Annotated in this window: 15 protein-coding genes; 10 read left to right on the top strand and 5 right to left on the bottom strand. The window is 39.6% G+C overall.

The annotated features are described in order from the left end of the window. The first annotated feature begins 15 nt into the window (after nucleotides 1-15). The 4 genes from AN389_RS05325 (at nucleotide 16) to queG (ending at nucleotide 4,091) form a co-directional block, all read left to right on the top strand. Nucleotides 16-882, top strand: a complete 867-nt coding sequence (locus tag AN389_RS05325; protein ID WP_055019411.1) for a DMT family transporter — start codon at nucleotides 16-18, stop codon at nucleotides 880-882. Next, nucleotides 879-1,580, top strand: coding sequence for a glycerophosphodiester phosphodiesterase family protein (locus AN389_RS05330; protein ID WP_055014151.1), 702 nt, complete (start codon nucleotides 879-881; stop codon nucleotides 1,578-1,580). The genes AN389_RS05325 and AN389_RS05330 overlap by 4 nt, the downstream gene beginning before the upstream one ends. Before the next feature lie 46 nt (nucleotides 1,581-1,626). Further along, nucleotides 1,627-2,844, top strand: coding sequence for a methyl-accepting chemotaxis protein (locus AN389_RS05335; RefSeq protein ID WP_055014152.1), 1,218 nt, complete (start codon nucleotides 1,627-1,629; stop codon nucleotides 2,842-2,844). A gap of 113 nt (nucleotides 2,845-2,957) precedes the next feature. Beyond that, nucleotides 2,958-4,091: a tRNA epoxyqueuosine(34) reductase QueG gene (gene queG / locus AN389_RS05340; protein ID WP_055017557.1), complete on the top strand. Its 1,134-nt coding sequence runs from the start codon at nucleotides 2,958-2,960 to the stop codon at nucleotides 4,089-4,091. A 32-nt stretch (nucleotides 4,092-4,123) separates the two neighbouring features. Here the strand turns inward: queG and AN389_RS05345 are convergent, their stop codons facing one another. The 3 genes from AN389_RS05345 to AN389_RS05355 all read right to left on the bottom strand — a co-directional run bounded on the left by AN389_RS05345 (nucleotide 4,124) and on the right by AN389_RS05355 (nucleotide 7,893). Continuing rightward, complete coding sequence (locus AN389_RS05345; RefSeq protein WP_055014153.1) at nucleotides 4,124-5,251, bottom strand: PleD family two-component system response regulator; 1,128 nt, start codon at nucleotides 5,249-5,251, stop codon at nucleotides 4,124-4,126. A 48-nt stretch (nucleotides 5,252-5,299) separates the two neighbouring features. After that, complete coding sequence (locus AN389_RS05350) at nucleotides 5,300-7,291, bottom strand: ATP-binding protein (protein ID WP_055019412.1); 1,992 nt, start codon at nucleotides 7,289-7,291, stop codon at nucleotides 5,300-5,302. A 110-nt stretch (nucleotides 7,292-7,401) separates the two neighbouring features. Further along, nucleotides 7,402-7,893 (bottom strand): GNAT family N-acetyltransferase, encoded by a 492-nt coding sequence (locus AN389_RS05355; protein WP_055014155.1) that lies wholly within the window; start codon nucleotides 7,891-7,893, stop codon nucleotides 7,402-7,404. 82 nt (nucleotides 7,894-7,975) lie between these two features. Between AN389_RS05355 and AN389_RS05360 the strand changes: the two genes are divergently transcribed. The 6 genes from AN389_RS05360 to AN389_RS05385 all read left to right on the top strand — a co-directional run bounded on the left by AN389_RS05360 (nucleotide 7,976) and on the right by AN389_RS05385 (nucleotide 13,442). Next, nucleotides 7,976-8,545, top strand: a complete 570-nt coding sequence (locus AN389_RS05360; RefSeq protein WP_055014156.1) for a glutathione peroxidase — start codon at nucleotides 7,976-7,978, stop codon at nucleotides 8,543-8,545. Nucleotides 8,546-8,624: 79 nt separating this feature from the next. Continuing rightward, a complete protein-coding gene (locus AN389_RS05365; RefSeq protein WP_055014157.1) occupies nucleotides 8,625-8,906 on the top strand; it encodes a peptidylprolyl isomerase in 282 nt (93 codons plus the stop codon). A 54-nt stretch (nucleotides 8,907-8,960) separates the two neighbouring features. Continuing rightward, nucleotides 8,961-9,539, top strand: a complete 579-nt coding sequence (locus AN389_RS05370) for a glutathione S-transferase family protein (RefSeq protein ID WP_055014158.1) — start codon at nucleotides 8,961-8,963, stop codon at nucleotides 9,537-9,539. Between the two features lie 17 nt (nucleotides 9,540-9,556). Beyond that, nucleotides 9,557-9,907: a DUF2750 domain-containing protein gene (locus AN389_RS05375; protein WP_055014159.1), complete on the top strand. Its 351-nt coding sequence runs from the start codon at nucleotides 9,557-9,559 to the stop codon at nucleotides 9,905-9,907. Nucleotides 9,908-10,039: 132 nt separating this feature from the next. Then, the gene (locus AN389_RS05380) at nucleotides 10,040-10,720 is read left to right on the top strand and encodes a hypothetical protein (protein ID WP_055014160.1); all 681 of its coding nucleotides are present in this window, start codon (nucleotides 10,040-10,042) and stop codon (nucleotides 10,718-10,720) included. Between the two features lie 148 nt (nucleotides 10,721-10,868). After that, on the top strand, nucleotides 10,869-13,442 hold the full coding sequence (locus AN389_RS05385) for a M1 family metallopeptidase (RefSeq protein ID WP_055019413.1): 2,574 nt from the start codon (nucleotides 10,869-10,871) through the stop codon (nucleotides 13,440-13,442). 65 nt (nucleotides 13,443-13,507) lie between these two features. Here AN389_RS05385 and AN389_RS05390 read toward each other — a convergent pair whose 3' ends face one another. Next, the gene (locus AN389_RS05390; RefSeq protein ID WP_055019414.1) at nucleotides 13,508-13,873 is read right to left on the bottom strand and encodes a hypothetical protein; all 366 of its coding nucleotides are present in this window, start codon (nucleotides 13,871-13,873) and stop codon (nucleotides 13,508-13,510) included. 63 nt (nucleotides 13,874-13,936) lie between these two features. Beyond that, on the bottom strand, nucleotides 13,937-14,809 hold the full coding sequence (locus AN389_RS05395) for a hypothetical protein (RefSeq protein ID WP_055019415.1): 873 nt from the start codon (nucleotides 14,807-14,809) through the stop codon (nucleotides 13,937-13,939). Nucleotides 14,810-14,905 lie beyond the last annotated feature (96 nt).

Genomic DNA, 14,905 nt, shown 5'->3' on the forward strand with positions numbered 1-14,905 from the left:
GGAGTTCTCATTTAAATGCAGCCACAACAGCAAAGCCTGATTTACTTACACATTGCCGTATTACTTTTTGGGGGCACTGCCCTGTTTGCAAAGTTAATAGGGTTAAATGCCATTGATATTACGGTGTACCGTACCGCTATTGCTGGTATGGCACTTTTAGCGATGCTGTATTTTCAAAAAAAACACATTAAGTTAAACAAGCCAAAAGACTACCTTATTGCGTTATTTTTAGGTGTGGCAGTAGGCATGCATTGGGTTACTTACTTTGCGGGTATGCAAATGGCGGGCGTAACCGTCGGCATGATGGCTTTTTTTAGTTATCCAGTAATGACGGTGTTCTTAGAGCCCTTGTTTAATAAAAGCAGGCCCCAAGCAAAAGATATTGTAAGCGCAGCGGTGGTTGTAGTTGGTATATATTTACTCGTGCCCAGTGCCAATTTGGGTGACGATGTAACCTTAGGGGTTATTATGGGTGTGGTATCAGCGTTGTTTTTTTCGATTAGAAATATTACCCATAAACGTTTTTTTAGCCAATATGGCGGCCCACAAACCATGCTTTACCAAACCTTAGTGGCAAGTGTTATGCTTTGCGCTTTTATTGAAGTGCCGGTGTATGAGGTGAGTAACCACGACCTTATTTTAATTGCTGTGGCGGGTATTATTTTTACCGCTACACCGCACTCGCTATTTGCAGCGAGTTTAAAACACTTATCGGCCGCTACTGCGGGGTTAATTTCGTGCTTGCAGCCGCTTTACGGCACGTTGCTGGCTATTGTTATTATTCATGAACGCCCAACGCTACTAACACTTATTGGTGGAGCACTCATAGTCAGTGCAGCCTGCTTTGAAACGTGGTCTATTACTCAAAAGGCTAAAAAATGAAAATATTTGCGCACCGAGGGGCAAGCGGCCATTACCCAGAAAACACTAAAAGCGCTATTTTAGAAGCGTTAAATGTGGGAGTAGATGGTATTGAAGTTGATATTCAAAGTGCGCTTGATGATTATATGCTCATACACGACTCGTGGTTAGATAGAACCACCAGCGGGCACGGTAAAGTAAGCGACTTTACGGCGCAGCAACTAAGCCTGCTGGATGCCGGTAACGGCGAGCAAATTCCCACTTTACAGCAATTACTCGATTGGAATAACAATAGAACATTACTCAATATAGAGCTAAAACATACCTTTGAGCTTGAAAAGTTTGTCAGCATTTTAAATAGTAATATTGCTAAAGGCATTATTACTAAAGGTAATATTTTAGTGTCGTCGTTTGATCACCATCAAATTCATTGGCTAAAAAATAGGTTACCGTGGTTACAGATTGGCGCATTAACCTCATCAATTCCATTAGATTATGCACAGTTTGCACAAAAGCTTAATGCGTTTAGTGTTCATGTAGACAAAAGCTTTGTAAATAAAGCCTTTGTAGATGATGCCATAGCGCGGGGTTTACACGTTTACGCCTACACCGTAGATAGACCCGAAGATATAGATTTTATGCTTAAAATTGGGGTGCATGGTATTTTTACTAATTACCCTGCTCGGTCTAAAAAATATTTAGCAAACATTATTACTTGAGTTAACGGTAACTTAGTCGATAATCTCTAAATGGGGTAAGCAATAAATGAGTGGTGTAATGCAATTTTATAATTATATTGAGCAAACATTTTTTTATACGCTTACGCGTAAAATAGTGGGCAATTTAAGCTTTGTATTTTTGTTTCAGGCCATTACCTTATTTTGGTTATATAAAAGCTTAAGTGATCAGCACAGCACTAGCGCATTTTGGTTGTTAACCTTGGTTATTGTTGCAGGCTTTGCCTTTACTATTTTTTATATGCGCTATTTAATAGTGCGCCCTGTAAAAGCGATGTGCGACACATTAATAAACATAAACCAGCAAGAGGCTAATTTAGCCGCCAACTTACCGCAATTTTCGTTCGATGAATTTAAAGAACTAAGTACGCAATATAACTTATTTACTAACCACTTAAGTGATTTACTAAGTACAACTCATGCCAGCGCTAAAGCCAGCGAGCAAAGTAATGTTGATGTAAATACCGCTATGCAAAATACACAGCAATTAAGTGAACAGCAAACTCAACTAAGCCACACTATAATTAATGCGAGCAACCAAATAGTGCAAAGCTTAGAGGGCATAGTGAGTAATACTGATAGCGTGCATAGTGTTAACAGCGAGCACTTAGACTTTGTTAAGCTTTCGTCGCAAGAGCTTGCAAGCTTAGTCGAGAAAGTGTCGCTTATTGGTACCTTACTACAAAGATTTTCTAAAACGGTGTCTGGCCTTAAAGAAAACAGCGAAAACATTCGCAGCATTTTAAAAATGGTTGAGGAGTTTTCGGATCAAACTAATTTACTAGCACTTAACGCTGCCATTGAAGCGGCGCGCGCTGGCGAAGCTGGCAGAGGATTTGCTGTTGTTGCTGATGAAGTACGTACACTATCGGTAAAAGTAAGTGGCGCAACCCGACAAATAAGCGACTTTATTAATCAAATGAATGAACTAGTTAACGAAACTAACCAAGAAAGCGAGCAGTTAATTAGCCACTCTAGTACCGCACAAAGTGCCATTAGTAATACCTCTGAAGGGTTTAAAGCAATGCTAAGTGAGTTTGAACAAAACCAACAGCAGCTTCAGCAAATAGCAGATGCAGTGCATACTCTAGAGCAAGCGCAGCAACACACTCACCAATCAGTAGAGCAAATTGTTACTTTAGGCGAACAAGCTAAAAGCGCCATTGATCATGCACTAAGCAATAGTCAGCAATCTCATGCCCTTAGCCAGCAAACGCAGCAGCAGTTAAAGCGCTTTGTACAATAGCGATTACAAAACAATGCTGGGCTGTGAATTTCCTACTATTTTAAAGGCAACATTCAACAGCGCTTTATAAATATGGTAAATTACGCAGCTAATTATTTAAGTGTGTAATGTGTGTGAGTAACTCAACCCCCAACTATCAACAGCTAGCCAAAAATATTAAAACCTGGGGCCAAGAACTCGGCTTTAGTGAGGTTGGTATTACCGATATTGATCTATCTAAACACGAAGCACAATTACAGCGCTGGTTAGATGCAGGCTTCCATGGCTCAATGGACTATATGGCAGCTCACGGCATGAAACGCGCTCGCCCCGCTGAACTAGTACCTGGTACACAGCGGGTTATTTCGGTGAAAATGAATTACCTGCCCCCTGATGCTAGTTTTGCCAAAACATTAAAAAACACCGAAAAAGCCTATATTAGCCGCTATGCATTAGGGCGTGACTATCATAAATTAATGCGCAACCGACTAAAAAAGCTAGGCCAAAAAATAGAACAAGCAATTGGCGATTACGGTTTTAGGCCATTTGTAGACTCCGCACCAGTACTTGAGCGTCAACTGGCTGAAAAAGCGGGATTGGGTTGGCGAGGTAAGCACTCTTTATTAATAAATCAAGAAGCGGGCTCGTGGTTTTTTTTAGGTGAGCTTTTTGTTGATTTACCGCTGCCAATTGATGCTGAAAATACGTTTGAAGGCTGCGGTAAATGCGTTGCTTGCATTACGCTTTGCCCAACAGGCGCAATTGTAGAGCCCTATGTGGTAGATGCACGTAAATGCATTTCTTACTTAACCATTGAACACCAAGGGCCTATACCTGAGAAATACCGTGCGTTATTGGGAAATAGAGTTTACGGCTGCGACGATTGCCAATTGGTTTGCCCATGGAACCGTTATGGTCAAATTACCGATGAGCAAGACTTTCACCCCCGTACGCAACTAAAAAATAAAGACTTAATTGAGCTATTTGCCTGGGACGAACCTACTTTTTTAAAAAATACCGAAGGCAGCCCTATTCGCCGTATTGGCCACGAACGTTGGCTTCGTAATTTAGCGGTGGGGTTAGGCAATGCTGATTTTAGCCCCAGCATTATTTACGCTTTAGAAAGCAAACATGAGTCTAGCTCGCTGCTAGTAAAAGAGCATATAGAGTGGGCGCTTAAGCAACAAAATAATAAACAACGAGAACAACTTCGTAAAACACAGCGCCTAATAAGAATAGTGGAAAAAGGCTTACCTCGTGATGCGTAAATCACTTATGTGAGCCTTTTTGTCTGAGAGGCTTATTTTTTAAGTAACAAAGACAAATCTTGTTCAATTTCAGCAAAGGCGGCTTTAACTTGCTTAACCGACTCTTCTCTGGCAATCGAATTTTGAATAGTTTCATCTACTTTTTTGTAAATAAATATCTCTTGATCTTCATCTAACCCCATTGTAGGTATGCGTATTTCAAGGTCTTCTTGTAACTGCTTAAATACTTTTTCGTTACTTTCTCGGTTTTCGTTAAGTAACCCAATTAAACCATGAAACTTACTATGCACCGTGCTGGCTACATCATTTAACTTTTGCTGCTGCGACTCAAGCATTTGCTTGGTCATAATTGCGCGCAGTTGCTGTTCAGTCACACTGACAATAAAGCAAACATGGTCACGAATACGCCCGTGTTTATCTGGGTCGTGATCTGGCATGTTAAGTATTAATAGGCTTATCATTTCGTAGTTCACTAATATACGGTGAGAGAACTCATGTAAGCGGCCTTTGTTTTTAAGCATGTCAAACAGCTCAACCACAATAGGCGAACACACACCATTAAGGGCAAAGTGCTCTATTGTGTCGTCATACCTAAATTCAACATTGCTTTGTAAGTCAAATGTTTGCAGACAGTCTATTAGGGCTTTGCCCAAGTCTTGCGGATTGTTAATAAACCCAATATTTTCAATGTAATTAACTATTTGCCCCATTTCGCTACTATTTGCCATAGCGTTAAATGCCGTAGATGTTGCATCTTCTACTTGTTTTTCGAGGCTCTGTTTTTCTATTAATACTTGATTTAAATTTTTAAGTTTTGATTTAAGCTCATCATGCCCAAACGGCTTTACTATGTAATCCTCAGCACCTACTGAGTAGCCTTCCATACGCTCTTCAACCGTTCCTCTTGCGGAGACAAACATAACAATTATATGCGCTGTATTTGGATTTGCCTTTAATGCTTTACACACTTCATAGCCATTCATTTGCGGCATACTCACATCAAGTAAAATAACTTGGGGCATGTAGCCTTCTACCATGGCTAAACACTCAGGGCCGCTTGTGGCAACTTGTAATTCGAAATCAAGATCTTCTAAAATTTCTTCAATAATTTCTAGGTTGAAAGGTTCATCATCTACAGCAAGAATTTTAGTTAAGGCCATATTTTCATCATCCAATTAAATATCATTTAAACATTAATTCACAAATAATTAGCTATCTTGCACTGCTAGCTTATCATCGGCTAAATGCTCATCTAAATCTATTTCTAGGGGTACCTGAATCCTAATTGTTGCACCACCATCGCTATTATTACTTGCCGTAATTTCACCTTGATGAAGCGCTACAAATTCTCTACAAAGCGCAAGTCCTAAACCTGTACCACCAGCGCCACTATTTGTTTTGCTGCTTTGTACAAATTTAGTAAACACGTGCTCTAATTCATCCTCGGGTATACCTATTCCATTGTCTATTACATCAATAATGGCACTGTTTTCATCAGCCATTAAGTTCACTTGAATACGACTTTTAGGTTCACTAAATTTAAGTGCGTTACCTAAAACATTGCGCAGTAGTTGATTTATTTGCTCTTCATCACACTGCACAACCACTGGCCCTGGCTTTGAAAAAACAATTTCAATTTCTTTTTCCATCGCTGTACCAGATACATCATCAATACTGGTTTTAATAATATTTTCTATGTTGTACGGACGTGGATTAAAAGGAAACTTCCCTACATCCAGTTTTGATAAATCAAGTAAGTTATTTAGTAGCGAAAGCAAACGCTCGCCGCTACTTTCTATACGCGACAAATACTTTAAAAGTTTATCTTTAGCAAAATCGCCTGCTTCTAACTTACTCAAACCAAACCGAGAAAAGCTCAATATAGAGTGCATAGGAGTGCGTAGCTCATGCGACATGTTTGCCAAAAATTCTGATTTACTTAAATTGGCGGCTTCGGCTACATTTTTGGCGTGCTCTAACTGAGAAGTGCGCGCGCGTACTTGCTCTTCAAGTAGGTCTTTAGCTTCTAAGAGCAATTCTTCTTTTTCTTTTAAATGCGTGACATTTTTAAATATAACCGCTAACGCTATTTCGCCATGGTGGTCAATTTCGTTAAATGAGCCAACCAGTGGAATATACCCACCATCTGTTTTTTGCAAACGCAGATCGCTGCTAAACTGGCGATTACTGTTTAATGTTGTGATCTTATTTTTTATTTCAGCACTTGATTCCTCATCTAAAAATTCAAATACAGAAAAACCCGCGAGTTTGTCAAAGGGCAGCTTAAACAGCCTTAAGCAGGCATCGTTTGCTTCAATTACTTTGCCGTTGCGCTCAAATAACATAATGGCGTCTGGCGTATTTTTATAAATAACTTGTAGTAGGCTGTCTTTTTCAATTAACGCATCAACAGTATCTTGTAAACGCTCTACAAGCTCCGCATTTCGGCGTTTTAAAAGCTCTGTTTGCCACAATTTATGTACTGATTGCAGCAGAACACTATCGGTGAGGGGCTTTATTAAAACATCTTCAACCCCTTTACGAATCGCCTCAATCATTGAAACTTGCTCAGGGTGTGCAGTAAATAATAAGCAGCGGCAATCTGGCTGAGACATTTTAATAGCAGAAAAAATATTTAAACCGGTACCATCTTCAAAGCTAAAGTCACTAATTAAAATATCTATACTATTATTATTGGCCACTGCCACTGCGTCTGTTGCGCTGGTTGCGGTTAGCGTTTTGATATGCGCGCCGACTAAATTACTTTTCATTTTTTCAAGGCGCTCGGGTATATGATCAACAAGTAAAATAGTAGGAAGTTTTAAAACATGGCTAGAGCCAAGCTCTAAGAGGTTTTCAAGTAATGAGGTAATTTCTTTATTTGAGAAAAACGGATAAATAACCGTTGCATCTGGTACAAGTTTATTAAGCTCACTAAAGGCGGTAAGTTGTTCGCCGCTTTCGGCTTTAGGGGCAAGTAAAACGCAGCGGTCTTGTGAGATTGTTTGAGCTAACGACTTTACTACTTCACACGGCACTCCGTAGGCACCAATTACCAAATCATACTGGCTGGTGTTAGAGTATAAATCGATCATAGAGTAATGAACGAGCTCAGCCTCACAACCTATTAATTCTAGTAAAACTTTTACTCTCATTGCGATAACACTGCTGCTATCTACAATTAAAATTTTTCGACTCATTAAGCCACACTATCGTAAACACTTTATATGTTAATAGCGTAGCCTATAATTTCTTAGTTGGTATAGGTTGTTAGACTTAATTTTAATTTTTTTACCGATAAGCTCCACAACTATTTTGGTAGATGCTTGCCGAAAATAGTTAAGCTATAGTGTGTATTGTCCATTACCGCGATATTTGGCAACTCTCCCCATACGCTAAATCCGAAATGCTTAAATAGCTTAATACTTGGTAAATTGTGGCTAAAAATAAAACCAAGCAACACTTCAATTTTTAGTTGTTTAGCCTCTTTTTGCGCAAACTCCATCAACCTTTTACCAAGTCCTTTACCTTGTGCCGCTTTGGTAATATAGATACTTATTTCGACAGTGCCATCATATGCGGGACGCCCATAAAACGATTTATAGCTTAACCAAGCAAGTACTTGACCATTTTCGCAATAAACATAAATCGGGCGTTTTTTAGAGTGGCTATTAAACCACTCTAGCTTACTTTCTACAGATACTTCCTCAGTATCGGCGGTCACCATACGCGAAGCGATGGTTTCGTTGTATATTGCTACAATGGTAGGTAAATCTTCGATAGTGGCTAATCGTGTAGTCATAAGCGCTTAATATTGTTGATCACTTTTGTGCATATTAGCGTAAGATAGACCAGTCAAACAATTATAAATTTAGGCGTTGAGTATGTTAAAAAAAACGTTACTGGGGCTGAGTATTTTTATTACCAGCTTAAGTGCCCAAGCAAATGACACATTACCCCACAAACAACAGCCACAATGCGAAGACTTTACAAATGTTGAGTTTCGTAAACTGCGTTCGAAAGAATCCTTAAACTTATGCCAATTTAAAGACCGCCCTTTACTTATTGTAAATACAGCAAGTAATTGTGGTTTTACCTCTCAATTTGAAGGCCTAGAAAAAGTACACCAACAATACAAAGACAAAGGTTTAGTGGTATTAGGTTTTCCTTCTGATGATTTTTTTCAAGAAGAAAACGATGAAAAAGACATAGCAAAAGTGTGCTTTATTAACTACGGCGTCACTTTTAATATGTTTGCTGCCAGCGAAGTACGCGGCAGTGATGCAAACCCACTATTTAAACATTTAAACGCGCAAACCAGCTCACCTAACTGGAACTTTTATAAATACTTAGTATCGGCTGACCGTAAAACCATTAAACGTTTTAACAGTAAAGTTGCCCCTACTTCAAAAGAATTAATTGATGCAATTGAAAATACGCTACTCATCAATTAAGTTTATACTGGTACTGCGCGTTAAAACTAACTAGACTGGCTTTAATGGTTAAATACACCAACTTTAAACAGGAGATTTTATGGCAGTGGCAAGTGCAAGGCACATTTTAGTAGACAGCGAAGCAGAGTGCTTAGATTTAAAAGCTAAGATTGAACAAGGCGAAGACTTTGCAGAGCTTGCAAAATCCTATTCAAACTGCCCTTCTGGTCAAGACGGCGGTGCACTGGGCGAGTTTGGCCCGGGTATGATGGTGCCTGAGTTTGATAAAGTCGTATTTTCAGCGCCCATTAACCAAGTACAAGGTCCTGTACAAACACAGTTTGGCTATCACTTACTAGAAGTGACAAGCCGCTCAGAATAACGTTGAGTTATCACAATATAAAAGCCGCTTATGCGGCTTTTTTTAGGAGCAATTATGAAACTTATAGGATCTACCCCGTCTCCATTTGTACGCAGAGTAAGAATGTGGGCAGCACAAAACAATGTTGACTTAGCGCTAGTAAACCTCGATATTTTTTCTGAGCAAGACCGCCCTACCTTAGCCAGTAACAATCCCGCAAGTAAAATACCGGTTTTAATTGATGGCGATTTAACGCTAAGCGACTCAACTATTATTTTGCGTTACCTCATCGCCAAGGCTAAAAAACCCCCACTAACTTGGTCGCAAGAACACCTACTTAATATTATCAACGCCTGTAACGACTCGTTAGTAGAATTAGCACTTAGCAGACGCTCAGGATTTGATACTAGCGACGATAAATTATTTTTTAATCTGCAAAACGAACGAGTTGCACAAACATTAAGCTATTTAAATAATCATTTAAACGATGATGAATTTAAAGGCTGTGAATGCCTTAACATCAGTTTATACTGCCTACTTGATTGGATTTGCTTTCGTGAATTAACAGACTTTAGCCAGCACGCTGCTTTAGTCAGTTTTTATAACGACTATGGCACGCATCAAGCTGCAATAAGCACCGATCCTAGACTCTAAACAAATAAGGTAAACACATGAGCGATATTGAAATTGAATCACAACTAGTTAGCTTTGTAGAAAAAGTACGTTTAAGCGAGCAAGTGTGGGCGCTAGGTGGCGACGACGGCGGCTTTGTAGTGTGCGAATCTAACCAGTTTGCTGAAACAGATGTACTGCTTTTATGGGAAAGCGAAGAGGCTGCAAAGGCCCAGTGTAAAGAAGAGTGGCAAGAGTTTACGCCTGTAGAAATTAATTTAGATGAATTTTTAGATGAGTGGGTAGAAGATTTAAACGAAGACAGCGCATTAGTTGGTTTAAATTGGAATGACGACCAAGTGTGTGTAGAAATTGAGCCTGTTGGCTTAGCACGCGCACTAAGCGAATAATTATCGCTTTTTATATAATAGTGAATATAACACCTGCTTTTTAAGTAGGTGTTTTTGTTTGTAAATCGATACTCGCATGTTTATCTATTTTAAGTATAAAATATATCGTGTCATTAATTTCAAGGGATTACGTTGAAAACCCATCTTGGTCGCCGCCCTTTTTCAGCAATGGAACTGCATACGCTTTATAACGGCTACATTTATAGCGACTTTAAAGTAGCAAGAGAGCAAGCAAAGCATTGGCATTTTTGGTTGCCTTTAATTGCCTATTACAGTGGCGCATATAGTGATGAAATTGGCTGTTTAACGCTTGACGATCTTGAGCTTAAAAATGGCATTTTGTGTTTTAATTTTCATACTAATGGAAAAATAAAAGCGCGCTTAGTCCCGGTGCATCAAGCCTTAGTTGATGCAGGGCTTAACGACTTTATTGCCTTTGTTAAAGCACATAATCACACACGATTGTTATTTGATTTACCAGCTAAGTCAGGCCGTTATAGCGAAAAAGTGCGCATCTGGTTTACAGGTGAAGGTGAGCGTGCAGGTTATTTGCAAAAATGCGCGATTCCCACTGTTGATCAACTCGGTATGAAAACCGCCATAAGTAGCCTGCGACTTAATTTTGAGCAACAAGTACGTATTTATGCATTACAAGCGAATTCAAAAGATGCTTTTAATTATTTAATGGGATTTAACGAATACCCTAATGAAAAATTTGACGATGTAGCCCTACTAAACACTGTAATACAGCAAATTCGTACTATTAATCCACAACTGCATTGGCAGCGCTTTAACCAGCGCCAAAGTCACTGACACTATTTGTTACTATTTTAAATCCAAGTAGCTACTTTATTAAATTACTCTCGTAAAAAAAGCTGCTAGGATATCTAAATCTCAACTTTTAAGGGCATAGAAATGCCTATTTGAGACAGTTTCTAACAACAACAATCTAGGGATCACTATGTTTTTAAAAAGCCTATTAACAGTAAGCGTTGCTTTAGCAATGACTACTGCCAACGCTAACGAGTTCGTTATCGAAAAGCTTGCTAAACCAAGTTCACAAAAGGTGTCGTTAACACTCGACCCAAGCCAAGACACCTTTACAGGGATGACAGAAATAGCCCTAGAAGTGTTAAAACCCACTCATTACATTGAACTTAACGGCGTGGCTTACGCTGTTAAAATGGCGCAGTTATTAGGCAATGAAAACTGCGACTTAAACAACGAAATGCTAAAAACAGAAAAAGTAAAATTTAGCTGTGATGAGAAAATTCAACCGGGTAAGTACACCCTTAAAATAGATTTTTCGGCGCCGTATAATCGCCAAAGTGTGGGCTTATACAAAACAATTGATCAGGGCACACCTTATTTATTTACTCAGTTTGAAATGAATGATGCGCGCCGAGCCTTTCCGGTATTTGATGAACCAAGTTATAAAATACCGTTTCAATTAACGATTACAGCGCCAACGTCTCAAAAGGTTTATGCCAATACGCCAGAGCTTAAAACCACAGTCAATGGCGATATGACAACACATTACTTTGATAAAACGCCCCCTATTCCTTCTTATTTAGTGGCTATGGCCGTGGGCCCTTTTGAAGAGCTTGAAATAAAAGACATGCCAATTCCAGGGCGTGTTATTACCCCGCAGGGTAAAATTCATTTAGCTGATTACGCAAAAGAGAACATGCCCAAAGTACTTGCTGCACTTGAGGCGTATTTTGGTATTCCTTATATTTATAAAAAGCTCGACTCGGTAGCCGTACCCGAGTTTCCTTTTGGTGCAATGGAAAACTCAGGCCTAGTCACCTACCGCGAAGATATATTACTGGTTGATTTAGCAGCCGCTACACGCAGTAAAAAACAGCGTAATGTGTCGATTATTGCGCACGAGCTGGCTCACCAATGGTACGGTAACTTAGTGACCATGAAATGGTGGAACGACTTATGGTTAAACGAAGCATTTGCTAGCTGGATGGCGGCAAAAATTACTAAACAGCTTAATCCTGAATTTGAATCTCACCTTGATTTACCACAAAACAACGTAATGGCATTAGATGCTCGCTTAAGCACTAAGCCTATTCGTAAACCGATTAAAACCGAAGCCGATATTATGGATGGTTTAGGGCTTGCCTACAGTAAAGGTAGCGCGGTGCTTGCTATGGTTGAAAACTGGATTGGTGAAGAGGCATTCCAAAAAGGGATTCAAAGTTATCTAAAAAAATTCTCATATAAAAACGCCGAAGCAGCCGATTTATGGGAAGCACTTGGTAAAGCGTCTAATAAAGATGTTGCCAGTGTTTTAAAATCATTTATTGAACAGTCTTCTTTTCCGCTTGTAAATGTAAAACAAGACGGTAAAAAAATTACTGTATCGCAAAGTCGCTTTGCTAATGCCGGTGTAGATGCTCCTGCACAGCTTTGGAATGTCCCTGTTGGGATAAAATATGGCGCTGGCGATAAAGTAAAAACAGCCAGTATTTTACTTAATAAGCAAAGCCAAACTTTGACGCTTGATTTTGAGCCAGAGTGGATTTACCCCGATGAAGGCGCACTAGGTTATTACCGCTGGGTAATGGACGATGCGCAATTTGACTCACTGATAAAACATGCGCCGCAAGCACTGAATGATCGTGAGCGTTTAGCGCTGCTTTCTGCCACTGATGCACTGCTTGATGCAGGTGTAATATCGGCCGCTAAACTAATGCAAACTCTAGAAGTATTTGTAAGCGATGATCACCCTCGTGTTGCTAATACAGCGCTGGGCTATTTAGTATCGCAAAAAAATACCTTTAAAGATGAAAGCAACGAAGCGTTATGGCCTGAGTTTATTCGCAGTGCAGTAATGCCTGCAGCTAAAAAATATTCACTTGAAGCACAAGCTGGCGAAGACGGTGCTGTATCACAACTACGTGCAGGTGTTGTGTCCTTACTTGGTTTTGATGGCGAAGATCAACGCGTGATCAGCAAAGCAAAAGAGCAAACGCAAGTGTACTTAAACGATCCGCAAAAAGTGGATCCGTATTTAGCAGCTACCTACTTAAAACTTGCCGCCTATAATGGGGATAAAGCCTTACTTGAACAATTTATGGCAACCTTTAAAACCACTAAAGATCCACAAGTACGCACAAACATGTTGGCAGCAATGGGTTTTATGGGCAAGCCGCAGTTACAAAAGCAAGTGTTAGCGTATACCCTCACTGACGACGTAACGGCATCTGACATGCGTACTATTTTAGCAGGTCAAAGTTATAGCGAGTCACGCCAAGCACTATTTATTGAGTGGATATACAACAATTACGACAAGGTAACACAAAGCTTACCGCCGTTTTTTGTACCTAACTTACCGTACTTTACGACCGCGCGTTGTGATCAACAAAGTTTAGCAACCACGCAAGCATTCTTTAAAGATAAAATTGAAGAAACACCGGGCTATGCGCGTACCTTAAGCAAGCTTGAAGAAAGTACTAACGACTGTATTGCGCTTAAAGCGCGAGAGCTTGCATCAGTTAATGACTTTTTAAAAAGCAAATAAGCTTAATTAACAGTAAATATGCATAATTAAAAAAGCCGCTGAGTTATCCACTCAGCGGCTTTTATTTACCCGTTAATAATCTGTGTTAGCTTGGCAATAAAGTCTTTTGCTGCTTGCGCTGAGTTAATTTTAAAGGCCACACCATAGTGAATCGGCTGCGCACTTTTGTGAATACGTGTAGGAAAGCGCGTCATCTCGCTACTATGAAAATAACCTTGTACTCGTGTTACCTCATCAATTGTTGCAAAGTCATCGCTAAACACCTCAAAGGCTGGGCGAATAATTATTTTGCCTTTACCCGCTTCGCTGTGGGTATAAATGGCTTCTTTAGAATTTGCTAACATGTACTCAGCAATGTTTTTAATTTTAAAGTTACTTCTGCACTTTAACTGAATGAGCTGCTCTGTTAACTCATCTGAACTATACGCCACGTGGTGCTCCCTTTAATGTTTAATAGTGCATTACATTAGCCTATACGCGCCGCAAAGTCCGAATTATTTTACATCGCATACAAAGGCAAGTTTGTCGTTTTTATAACTCATTCTTGTTATGTTTGTCTCGCAATACGGGCTTAAGTTAAGCCATTGAGAAACTTCATTGGTGCCGCTTAAACTACGCATATATACACGGTTTTTAACCGCATAAGCCACTGTATTAGCATCTTTTAAAACAAAGTCTTGTACTTGCTCTGGCAATCTTAGTAAATCTTCCACCTGTTTAGATTGGGGGTTAAAACTTGCTAAAATATGCTGATCATTTTTTGTGTAACTAAATAAAAATGTTGCGGTTTTACTGTTATAAATAAGCGTACGACCTATGTTGCTTGCTACCACCTCGCCTTTTGCCGCAGCAACCGACGTATATTGCAATGTATGTGGCTCACCTAAAATAAACATCACTAAGTCGCTTTGAGTGCCCCATGCATGGTAGCCAACAGGTTCAATCCAATCAAAAATACGGCTCGGAGCTTGCTCAGTATCGAGTGGGTATTGCCACAGCTTTTGTTTGCTATCTTGCTCTACCACAATGGCCGATAAACTTTGTTTTGAGGGCATAACAGTGGGCGAATATTCGCTCACTGGCGTATTTGTTATGTTGCTTACTTGTTTAGTTACTAAATCATAATAGGCAATATCGGTTTGACTTTGCTCGCTTGAAATAACTTCGTGCGTAAAATAAATACCTTGGTTTGTTAAATAAGGTTGGTTGTTATAGCTGTTTTTGTCGCTCACTATACTTACTTGCATACCGTAAGGTGTATTTAAATCGGCCAACAAAATTTGGCTTTTTGGCATGCTAGCCTGTGCATTCGCTAGGCTTAGCGCCGCTATAGAAGCTAGCCCAAGCCATGGTTTAATAAGTTTCATGCTTTCTCTCGTTTTAATTTTAAGCACCTCATGATAACGTTATTTGCCGATGGCGTCACTTGACCTCAGTCAGTCAACTCTTTATAACTGTCTTGG

Source organism: Pseudoalteromonas sp. P1-7a (genome assembly GCF_001401855.1).
Classification (GTDB): domain Bacteria; phylum Pseudomonadota; class Gammaproteobacteria; order Enterobacterales; family Alteromonadaceae; genus Pseudoalteromonas.

Bases quoted from the DNA above. Each gene is read 5' to 3' on its own strand.
- AN389_RS05325 (WP_055019411.1), top strand. From the start codon at position 16: ATGCAGCCACAACAGCAAAGCCTGATTTACTTACACATTGCCGTATTA.
- AN389_RS05330 (WP_055014151.1), top strand. From the start codon at position 879: ATGAAAATATTTGCGCACCGAGGGGCAAGCGGCCATTACCCAGAAAAC.
- AN389_RS05335 (WP_055014152.1), top strand. From the start codon at position 1,627: ATGAGTGGTGTAATGCAATTTTATAATTATATTGAGCAAACATTTTTT.
- AN389_RS05345 (WP_055014153.1), bottom strand. From the start codon at position 5,251: ATGGCCTTAACTAAAATTCTTGCTGTAGATGATGAACCTTTCAACCTA.
- AN389_RS05350 (WP_055019412.1), bottom strand. From the start codon at position 7,291: ATGAGTCGAAAAATTTTAATTGTAGATAGCAGCAGTGTTATCGCAATG.
- AN389_RS05355 (WP_055014155.1), bottom strand. From the start codon at position 7,893: ATGACTACACGATTAGCCACTATCGAAGATTTACCTACCATTGTAGCA.
- AN389_RS05360 (WP_055014156.1), top strand. From the start codon at position 7,976: ATGTTAAAAAAAACGTTACTGGGGCTGAGTATTTTTATTACCAGCTTA.
- AN389_RS05365 (WP_055014157.1), top strand. From the start codon at position 8,625: ATGGCAGTGGCAAGTGCAAGGCACATTTTAGTAGACAGCGAAGCAGAG.
- AN389_RS05370 (WP_055014158.1), top strand. From the start codon at position 8,961: ATGAAACTTATAGGATCTACCCCGTCTCCATTTGTACGCAGAGTAAGA.
- AN389_RS05375 (WP_055014159.1), top strand. From the start codon at position 9,557: ATGAGCGATATTGAAATTGAATCACAACTAGTTAGCTTTGTAGAAAAA.
- AN389_RS05385 (WP_055019413.1), top strand. From the start codon at position 10,869: ATGTTTTTAAAAAGCCTATTAACAGTAAGCGTTGCTTTAGCAATGACT.
- AN389_RS05395 (WP_055019415.1), bottom strand. From the start codon at position 14,809: ATGAAACTTATTAAACCATGGCTTGGGCTAGCTTCTATAGCGGCGCTA.